The sequence below is a fragment of the Deltaproteobacteria bacterium genome, from assembly GCA_003696105.1.
Classification (GTDB): Bacteria; Myxococcota_A; Polyangia; order Haliangiales; family J016; genus J016.
The window spans coordinates 1-6,305 of the sequence record RFGE01000358.1; the positions used below are offsets into that span (position 1 = coordinate 1).

7 protein-coding genes are annotated in these 6,305 nt (G+C 69.5%); 4 read left to right on the forward strand and 3 right to left on the reverse strand.

Going from position 1 to position 6,305, the window contains the following annotated elements; all coding sequences use genetic code 11:
* Positions 1-39: 39 nt before the first annotated feature.
* The 3 genes from D6689_22170 (at position 40) to D6689_22180 (ending at position 5,050) form a co-directional block, all read left to right on the forward strand.
* Positions 40-1,053, forward strand: a complete 1,014-nt coding sequence (locus D6689_22170; protein RMH36609.1) for a Fic family protein — start codon at positions 40-42, stop codon at positions 1,051-1,053.
* Positions 1,054-1,170: 117 nt separating this feature from the next.
* Complete coding sequence (locus D6689_22175; protein ID RMH36604.1) at positions 1,171-1,428, forward strand: hypothetical protein; 258 nt, start codon at positions 1,171-1,173, stop codon at positions 1,426-1,428.
* Positions 1,429-1,630: 202 nt separating this feature from the next.
* The gene (locus tag D6689_22180) at positions 1,631-5,050 is read left to right on the forward strand and encodes a TM0106 family RecB-like putative nuclease (protein ID RMH36610.1); all 3,420 of its coding nucleotides are present in this window, start codon (positions 1,631-1,633) and stop codon (positions 5,048-5,050) included.
* On the opposite strand, the gene D6689_22185 is transcribed toward D6689_22180, so the two are convergent.
* Genes D6689_22185 through D6689_22195 form a run of 3 tightly spaced genes read right to left on the reverse strand, consistent with a single transcriptional unit; the run spans position 4,772 to position 5,997 of the window.
* A complete protein-coding gene (locus D6689_22185) occupies positions 4,772-5,335 on the reverse strand; it encodes an AraC family transcriptional regulator (GenBank protein RMH36605.1) in 564 nt (187 codons plus the stop codon). The two genes, D6689_22180 and D6689_22185, sit on opposite strands and share 279 nt — an antisense overlap.
* A gap of 21 nt (positions 5,336-5,356) precedes the next feature.
* Positions 5,357-5,707 carry a type II toxin-antitoxin system RelE/ParE family toxin gene (locus tag D6689_22190; protein RMH36606.1) on the reverse strand — a complete coding sequence of 117 codons (351 nt, stop codon included), beginning with the start codon at positions 5,705-5,707 and terminating at the stop codon, positions 5,357-5,359.
* Positions 5,704-5,997, reverse strand: a complete 294-nt coding sequence (locus D6689_22195) for a type II toxin-antitoxin system Phd/YefM family antitoxin (protein RMH36607.1) — start codon at positions 5,995-5,997, stop codon at positions 5,704-5,706. The genes D6689_22190 and D6689_22195 overlap by 4 nt, the downstream gene beginning before the upstream one ends.
* 95 nt (positions 5,998-6,092) lie before the next feature.
* On the opposite strand from D6689_22195, the gene D6689_22200 reads away from it, so the two are divergent.
* A partial coding sequence (locus D6689_22200) for a transcription factor (protein ID RMH36608.1) occupies positions 6,093-6,305 on the forward strand: 213 nt, incomplete at its 3' end.

The window sequence follows — 6,305 nt, forward strand, 5'->3', positions numbered from 1 at the left end:
GCGGAGCAGGCGCTCGCACGCCTCGAGCTGGCCGGCGAGATGGTGCCTTCGCTCGACTGGTTCATCTACGCGTTCGTGCGCAAGGAGGCGGTGCTCTCGTCCCAGATCGAGGGCACGCAGGCCACGCTCATGGACCTCCTCAACTACGAGGCCCAGGAGGATGATCGGCGTGATACGCCCCCGCCGAACGCGGACGTCGAGGAGGTCTGCAACTACCTCGACGCGCTGACCTTCGCCCGCGAGCAGCTAGCCGACCCATCGGGACTGCCGCTCTCGATGCGCCTGCTCAACGAGACTCACCGGCTCTTGCTCCGCGGAGTCCGCGGCGACAACAAGCAGCCCGGTGAGGTGCGCCGCAGCCAGAACTGGATCGGAGGGAGCCGCCCCGGCAACGCCGCCTACGTGCCGCCGCCTCCGAACGCGCTGCCCGAGGTGCTCTCGGCCTTCGAGCGCTACATCCACGTCGACGATGAGCTCCCCCCGGTGGTCCGCGCGGGTCTGCTCCACGTGCAGTTCGAGACCATCCACCCCTACCTCAACGGCAACGGCCGCATCGGTCGCTTGCTCGTGACGCTGCTGCTCGAGCACTGGCGCCTGCTCACGCGCCCGCTGCTCTACCTGAGCCTCTTCTTCAAGCGCCACCGGCAGGAGTACTACCGCCGCCTCGACGCCGTGCGCGTCGACGGCGACTGGGAGGCGTGGCTGGACTTCTTCCTCGACGGAGTGGCGACCATCGCCGACGAGGCCGTCGCCACCTCGCGCGACATCTTCACCCTGGTGACCGCCGACCGTCAGCGCGTCATCCACCACACCGGCGTCAACTTGCTCGCCGTGCAGCTTTTCGAGCGCCTGCCGAGCCGGCCCATCGTCACCGCGCCCTGGGTCGTCGAGGCGCTGTCGACGACAAAGCCCACCGCGGGTCGCGCCATCGAGGCGCTCGAGACCGCCGGCGTCCTCGTGGAGACCACTGGAAAGAAGCGCGACCGCGTCTACGCGTACCAGGCCTACCTCGACCGACTGCGCGCCGGGACCGAGCTCGGCGACGAAGGCTGACGTCACGCGTTGCGATACGCTCCGCCATGTCCGCAGGCCCTGCGGCGTGCGCGCAGATGGACGCAATCTTCGCGACCCGGTAGGAGCCCCGCTCGCAGGGTGGAGGTCTGCGATAGAATGAGAAACCACCACGAGCACGGACACGAGCACGCGCACGCCGCGGCCGAGGGAAAGATCGCGGATCCGGTGTGCGGCATGGCGGTGAGCGCCTCCAGCGAGCACGACGCGAAAGCGGGAACGCGATGGAAGATTCGTTCGCGGCCCGGACTACGCTGCCGCCTACTGAGCGCGACCGTCGCCGCCGACTACGACCACTGCGGCCAGTTCGCCGACGCGATCGCCGACGAGGTGGACTCGATCGGCATCTGGGCGTAGAGCCCGGCGGACCGCGCCGGCGTGGTCCCGCTCGTCCGCCGGCTGCGCGGCGAGTGAGCACGGCCGGCCCGGGCGCCCGAATCGAGGAGCCCGACGAAAGAACGCGGGCCGCCGGCGGCGAGTGAGTCGGTTATAGTGGATCGGCTGCGGCCGGTTGGGGGATGGCGCGGGGCCGGCCAAGGCGCGCGACGGTGACGAGGCGATGAGGATTGTTGCGGGACAACCCAGGCTGTCCGCGAGCGATGTCGCGAACCACCTGGGCTGCCGCCACCTCACCACCCTGGACCTGGCGGCCGCGCGCGGCTTGGCGAGCCCACCGACGTGGAAAGACCCCGCGCTCGAGGTGCTCGAGCAGCGGGGTTTTGAACACGAGCGAACGTATGTCGACCACCTGCGGGCGCTCGGGATGAATGTGGTCGACCTCCGCGCCGAGGAGGGCTCGGCGGTCGACGCCACGACGAACGCGATGAGGCGGGGGATCGACGTCATCGTCCAGGCGACGCTCGCCAGTGGCCGCTGGTACGGGCGCGCGGACATCCTGCGGCGCGTCGCTCGGCCGAGTTCGCTGGGAGATTGGTCCTACGAGGTCGTCGACACCAAGCTCGCTCGCGACACGCGCGCCGGAACCGTCCTGCAGCTGTGCCTGTACTCGGACATCGTCGGCGAGATCCAGGGGCGGCTACCCGAATCCATGCACGTCGTGTCGCCCGGCACGGGCTTCGAGCCCGAGACCTTCCGCGTGCTCGATTACCTGGCCTACTACCGGCTCGTTCAGCGGCGCCTCGAGGCCGCCGTCGGTGACGGCGACACGCCCGCCGCCACGTATCCCGACCCGGTGCCCCAGTGCGACATCTGTCGCTGGTGGCCCGAGTGCGACCGCCGGCGACGCGACGACGACCACCTGTGCCTCGTCGCCGGGATCTCCAAGCTCCAGCAGCGCGAGTTGCGCGATTGGGGTATCGACACGCTCACGGAGCTGGCACGGCTTCCGCTTCCGCTGCCCCGCAAGCCTCGCCGGGGCGCCGCCGACAGCTATGTTCGCCTTCGCGAGCAAGCCCGCGTTCAGCTCGAAGGCCGAACATCGGGCCGTCCCGTCTACGAGCTCTTGCCTCGCGAACCGGGCCGCGGGCTCGCGCGCCTGCCGGAGCCCTCGCCCGGCGACATGTTCTTCGACATCGAAGGCGACGCGTTCGTCGGGACCGGAGGCCTCGACTACTTGCTGGGCTGGGTCGTGCTCGATGACGCGGGGACGCCCGAGTACCGCAGCCTGTGGGCGATCCACCCGACCGACGAGAAACAGGCCTTCGAAGCCTTCGTCGACGAGGTGATGGCGCGGTGGGCGCGCTTCCCCGAGATGCACATCTACCACTTCGCGCCCTATGAGCCCGGCGCGATGAAGCGCCTCATGGGCCGCCACGCCACGCGCGAGGGCGAGGTGGATCGGATGCTCCGCGCGGGTCTGTTCGTAGATCTGTACGCGGCGGCGAGACAGGCGCTGCGGGCGAGCGTGGAACGCTACTCGATCAAGGACCTCGAGCCGTTCTACGACTTCGAACGCGACGTCGACCTGCGGGAAGCGTCCGCCAACCTCCGCGCCTTCGAGCGCGCTCTCGAGCTCGATCAGGCGACCGCCGTGCCCAGCGACGTGCGGCGCACCGTCGAGCGGTACAACCGCGACGACTGCGTCTCGACTCTGAGGCTGCGCGAGTGGCTCAAGTCGCTGCGGGCCGACCTCGTGGACCGGGGCGAGGCCATCGATCGTCCACGGCTGGAGGACGGCGCGCCCAACGAAGCCGTCCATGAACGCCAACAGCAGGTGGCCGCGGTGATGGAGCGGCTGCTCCGGGACGTTCCCGCCGAACGGTCGGAGCGATCCGCACAGCAGCACGCGCGGTGGCTGCTCGCACACATGCTCGACTGGCATCGCCGCGAAGAAAAGGCCCCGTGGTGGGAGCACTTCCGGCTCGAGTCGCTCGATGAACAGGACCTCCTCGACGAGCGCGCCGGGCTCGCCGGGCTCGAGTTCGTCGAGCGCGTAGGAGGCTCTGCCCGCTGTCCGGTTCACCGGTACCGCTTCGCGCCGCAAGACAGCGACATCAGGGACGGCGACCCGCTGCACCAGGTCGGCGGCGCACCGCTCGGATCGGTCGAGCGCGTCGATCCACGGGCCCGAACGATCGATATCAAGAAGCGCGCCGACGCCGCCAACGACCACCCCACGGCGGTGTACGCGCACACGGTCGTCACCGCGAAGAAGCAGGCCGAATCGCTGCTGCGGCTGGGCGAGTGGGTGGCCGAGCACGGCGTCGACGCCCCCGGGCCGTACCGCGCCGCGCGCGACCTGCTCCTCGCTCGGCCTCCGAGGCTCGCCCATGGTCTGCATGGCGGCGGTCCGCTGGACGCCGACGGCGAGTCCGCGCTCGCCGCGGCGCGCCGCCTCGCCAAACAACTGCGGGGCGGCGTGCTCGCGATCCAAGGCCCGCCGGGAACCGGGAAGACCTATACCGGCGCGCGGATGATCTGCGAGCTCATTCGCGACGGCAACAAAGTCGGGATCACGGCCGTCAGCCACAAAGTGATACGCAACCTGCTCGACGAGGTCGTCAGGGCGGCCGCCGACGAGGGCGTCACGCTCCGCTGCATCCAGAAGGTCGCCGAGAACCCGGCCAAGGACCAGGGCCAGCCGATCGAGGAGACCACCAAGAACGCCGCTGTACTCGACGCGCTCGTCGACGGCGACGTCCAGGTCGCGGCGGGCACCGCCTGGCTGTGGGCGCGCGAGGAGTTCGTCGGCTCCGTCGACGTGCTGTTCGTCGACGAGGCCGGCCAGATGTCCCTCGCGAACGTCCTCGCGGTCGCCGCGGCCGCTCGCAACGTCGTGTTGCTCGGCGATCCCCGGCAACTCGAGCAGCCTCAGCAGGGCAGCCACCCCGAGGGGACCGACGTCTCGGCGCTCGAACATCTCCTCGAGGGTCGGAAGACGATCCCGCCCGATCGCGGGCTCTTCCTCGCGCACACCTGGCGGTTGCACCCGTCGATCTGCGCGTTGACGTCCGAACTGTTCTACGACAGCCGCCTGCAGTCGCAACCAGACCTCGACCGCCAGGCGCTCGTTGGAACCGGCGTCTTCGACGGCGCCGGACTCTGGTTCGTCCCCGTCGACCATCACGGCAACCAGAACTCGTCCAGCGAAGAGGTCGACCGCGTCGCGGAGCTTTACGCGACCCTGCTGCAACCCGACAGCGCGTGGATCGACTATCGCGGCGATCGCCGTCGGCTCACACCGAACGACATCTTGATCGTGGCGCCCTACAACGCGCAGGTCGGCGCTCTGGGCGAGCGTCTACCCAACGCGCGCATCGGCACCGTGGACAAGTTCCAAGGGCAACAAGCCCCCGTGGTGATCTACTCGATGGCGACGTCGTCGCCCGACGACGCCCCGCGCGGCATGGAGTTCCTGTTTAGCCTCAACCGACTCAACGTCGCGACGTCGCGGGCGCGGTGCGCATGCATCCTGGTCGCCAGCCCCCGGCTGTTCGAGCCCGAATGCCGAACGCCGCGGCAGATCCAGCTCGCCAACGCGTTTTGTCGCTACCTGGAGCTGGCACGTACGGTGCCGTGAAAGCTCGGCCCGAGCGGAGGCGACGCCGCACCCCTCCCTCGGCGCGTCGTTCGTGGGCATGGCGCCGTAGGCCGCCTGCATCTCGAGCACGAGGCGAGACATCATCGTGGTGTCGAGCTGAATGAGCAGCCCGAGCAACGGAGCATCGGGGCTGGCCTCCGGAACCTCGGCGAGAACCGGCGTCGGCATGGTCGCGCACAAGTAGTGGTCTTCGTTGTAGACGTGCCGCGCATCCCCAACGTAGGCCACCTTCTCGCCAGCCACGATGGGCCCGGCGCCCGACAAGGGAGGGAGCCGATGATGAGCTCAGCCTTCGTCGTCCAGCGCGTCCCGGACCACGCCCTCGGGGAAGAGCCGATGGCCCTCGAAGATCGTCAGCACCTCGATGGCCTCGGCTCGAACGCGGTAGACGATCCGGTATGTGCGCCTGAGCACCTCGCGGATGTCGTGACGGTCGGCGTACTCGGGCACGACGCGTCCGGCCAGCGGCATCTCGGCAGCACGCTCGACGTCGGCGACGAGGCGTTCGACCCAGCGCATCGCTGCGGCGGGGTTGTCCGCCGCAATGTAGTCACCGATGGCCGCGAGGTCGTCCTTGGCTCGATCGGACCACTGGATGTCGAGCGGCCTGCGCGGCTCCTGCTCGCCACCGGTCATTCGTCATCGGCCCCGCCGAAACGCCGGCGCATCTCGGCGACGACCTGCTCGTGCGGGGTGACCCGGCCGGCCTCGACGTCGGCCAGCCCCTCCTCGACGGACTTCATGAACCGGAAGCGCTCGGTCAGCGCGTCGTACGCGGCGGGAGAGAGCAGCACGCCGGCAGCCTTGCCGTTCTGGGTGATGACGACCGGCTCTGAGCTCTCGACCAGGCGGCGCAGCCAGTCGGCCGCCTTCGCCTTGAAGTCGCTCACCGGAACGATGTTTTCGGAGACTCGAAGCGGTCGCATGGCTACCTCCACTCGGTTGGCCTACAGGACATCCTATATTCGGTCCGAATATAAGTCAACCAGGCGTCCCACGATGCCGGCGGGAGGGCAGTGACATGGCCGTGCCCACCCTGACCTCCATCTCGCCCGTGACCGGCCCCACCGCCGGTGGCGACGTCGTGCGCCTGACGGGGACGGGCTTCGCGCCCGAGGTCGCCGTCCTCTTCGGCGACGCGCCCGCCGAGGTGCTCTCGGTCCGCGAGGAGGCGGGTGTCTGGCTCGCCGACGTGCGCACGCCCGCCCATGCCGACGCGGTGGTGGACGTCACC

Excerpts from the sequence above, each read along its gene's own strand:
- D6689_22175 (RMH36604.1), top strand. The coding sequence starts at position 1,171 with ATGAGAAACCACCACGAGCACGGACACGAGCACGCGCACGCCGCGGCC.
- D6689_22195 (RMH36607.1), bottom strand. The coding sequence starts at position 5,997 with ATGCGACCGCTTCGAGTCTCCGAAAACATCGTTCCGGTGAGCGACTTC.
- D6689_22170 (RMH36609.1), top strand. The coding sequence starts at position 40 with ATGGTGCCTTCGCTCGACTGGTTCATCTACGCGTTCGTGCGCAAGGAG.
- D6689_22190 (RMH36606.1), bottom strand. The coding sequence starts at position 5,707 with ATGACCGGTGGCGAGCAGGAGCCGCGCAGGCCGCTCGACATCCAGTGG.
- D6689_22180 (RMH36610.1), top strand. The coding sequence starts at position 1,631 with ATGAGGATTGTTGCGGGACAACCCAGGCTGTCCGCGAGCGATGTCGCG.